This is a genomic window from Gemmatimonadota bacterium, assembly GCA_016209965.1.
Taxonomy (GTDB): domain Bacteria; phylum Gemmatimonadota; class Gemmatimonadetes; order Longimicrobiales; family RSA9; genus JACQVE01.
Genome location: JACQVE010000241.1, coordinates 1 through 2,503, shown reverse-complemented (window position 1 = coordinate 2,503; position 2,503 = coordinate 1). Strand labels below are relative to the sequence as shown.

The following is a 2,503-nucleotide window of genomic DNA, read 5'->3' as shown; positions in this document are numbered from 1 at the left end:
GGCGGCGGCCGCGGACCAGCTCTCCCTGTTCCTGCCGGCCGACCCGCCTGTGCTGGATCGGCTGCGGCGCCTCGAGCTCGAGCGGCTCACGCCCCTCGAAGCGTTGAATCTGCTGGCCGAGCTGCAGGCCGAGGCACGCGGTGGCGCGGGGGGTGGCCGGTGAGGCGGCGCAGGTTGCCGGGGGCCATGCCCCGCGCTTTGCAGGCTGGCAGCCGGGTGGTGCTGCTGCTGGGCGCTGCGGCGTGCGGCCCGGAGCAACAGATCGATTTCCCCACACCCATGTTCCAGGCCTCGCCCATCCCGTACCCCATCGAGCTGTGGGACCAGAACCTGAACGGTGAGACAGTGGTGCTCGTGCACGTGACTGATATCGGCGGAGTGGACAGCGTCGTCCTCCACGATTCCAGCGGCTATGAAGCCTTCGACTCCGCGGCCGTGCAGGGCGCCCGCGATCTGCGCTTCATGCCCGGGCGGGTGAACGGGAAGCGCAAGGCGATGTGGGCCAGGGTCCCTGTGCGCTTCGAGCGCGACCGCAGGACCGCGGTCGAGGTGATCGGGCAGGCGCCATGACGCCGTCACGCCCCAGGGACCGGCAGCGCCGCGCTTCCCCTCGCGCGGCCCGCTCCGGCCAAGCAGTTGGGAGGCCGGGAGCTTCCGCAGGCCGAGTCATGGCCGCCGTGGCGCCGCGCAACCTCAGGCCCTACGAGAGCGTCCTCGAGACCATTGGCTGGACGCCGCTCATCCGGCTGCAACGCGTGGTGGACGGCGCGCGCACGCCCGTCTATGGCAAGGCGGAGTTCTTCAACCCCGGGGGCTCGCTCAAGGATCGCATTGCCCTGGGCATGATCGAGGCCGCGGAGCGTGAGGGCCGGCTCGCACCGGGCGGCGTGATCGTAGAGGGTACCGCGGGCAACACGGGCGTGGGGCTGGCCATCGCCGCGGCGCTCAAGGGCTACCGCTGCATCTTCACCATGTCGGATAAGTTCAGCCAGGAGAAGGTGCGGCTGCTCAAGGCGTTTGGCGCCCAGGTCATTGTGACGCCCTCGGCTGTGCCGCCGGACCACCCGGACAACTACATCCAGGTCGCCAAGCGGATCGCCAAGGATACGCCCGGCGCGGTGCTGGCTGACCAGTTCTACAACCCGTTCAATCCACAGGCACACTACGAGACGACCGGGCCCGAGATCTGGCAGCAGACGGAAGGGCGGGTCACCCATTTTGTGGCCGCGGCCGGCACGGGCGGCACGATCAGCGGGGCGGGGAGATACTTGAAGGAGCAGAACCCGCAGCTCCGCGTGGTTGCCGGCGACCCGGTGGGCTCCATCTATGCGCACTACTTCCACGCCGGCGAGCCCGGCCCGAGTCACCCCTACAAGGTCGAGGGTGTGGGGAACGACAAGCTGCCGGCAACGCTCTGGTGGGACGTCATCGACGAGGTGCACACGGTGACGGACCGCGAGGCGTTCCACATGGGGCGGCGGCTGACGCGGGAGGAAGGGCTGTTCGTGGGCGGCTCCGCGGGGCTGATAACCCAGGTCGCGGTACGGCTGGCGCACGAGTTGAACGACGCCCAGGCCCTGGTCGTCTGTCTGCTGCCGGACACGGGCGAGCGCTACCTTTCCAAGATGTACAACGAGGAATGGCTGCGCGAGAACCGGCTGCTCGAGCCGGAGCGGCTGGATGCCGGCGACATGCTCGAGCGCAAGGATGGCGGGCCGGCGCCGCTGATCGGCGTCGAGCCGGGCAGCACGGTACGGCAGGCGCTCTCGCTCATCACGGTGCATGACATCTCGCAGCTTCCGGTGATCCGGGACGGCGACTGCGTCGGCTCACTCTCCGAGGCCACGCTCATGGCCCGGATCATCGAGGAGCCGGGACTGCTGGACCGGCCGGTCGAGGCGCTGATGGACGCGCCCTTCCCCGTGGTCGATGCGCATGTCGAGCTGGGCGGGATCGCCCGGCTGCTCACCCGGCAGAATCCGGCGGTGCTGGTGCGGCGCGAGGGGAGGCTGGCCGGCATCATCACGCGCTACGACATGGTGCGGTATTTGACCCAATAGGGGTTCGGTGAAAGTTGCAGTACTCTTCGGCGGCGTGAGCGCCGAGCGCGATGTGTCGATTGCCAGCGGCGCGCAGGTGGTGAAGGCGCTGCGCCAGGCCGGCCACCATGTGATCGCCGTGGACACGGCGCGCGGCGTGCTGGCGCCGCTCGAGGAGCAGCGCCTGCAGTGTGCCGTCCTCGCCGGCGCCCCCATGCAGCGCCAGGAACACCACGTCGGTGTGCTGGAACTCGGGCGCCTCGGTCAGCGCCGTCGGGTCGCCGGTGCGCAGGAGATCCAGCTTCTCCTGCTCGGGCGGCAACGGCGCCACACCTGCAGTGAGCAGGCGCTGCTCCTCCAGCGGCGCCAGCACGCCGCGCGCCGTGTCCACGGCGATCACATGGTGGCCGGCCTGGCGCAGCGCCTTCACCACCTGCGCGCCGCTGGCAATCGACACATCGCGC

The 2,503-nt window shown here is 70.0% G+C and carries 4 protein-coding genes; all 4 read left to right on the top strand.

What is annotated here, in order from left to right; genetic code table 11:
- Positions 1 to 163 (top strand): hypothetical protein (locus HY703_09645; GenBank protein ID MBI4545447.1); only part of this gene is annotated, 163 nt, incomplete at its 5' end.
- A gap of 23 nt (positions 164 to 186) precedes the next feature.
- Entirely contained in the window at positions 187 to 570 is a 384-nt protein-coding gene (locus HY703_09640) for an energy transducer TonB (protein ID MBI4545446.1), read from the top strand.
- Positions 571 to 668: 98 nt separating this feature from the next.
- Positions 669 to 2,060, top strand: coding sequence for a pyridoxal-phosphate dependent enzyme (locus HY703_09635; GenBank protein MBI4545445.1), 1,392 nt, complete (start codon positions 669 to 671; stop codon positions 2,058 to 2,060).
- Positions 2,061 to 2,067: 7 nt separating this feature from the next.
- Positions 2,068 to 2,503: hypothetical protein (locus HY703_09630; GenBank protein MBI4545444.1), on the top strand; the 436-nt coding region annotated here is incomplete at its 3' end.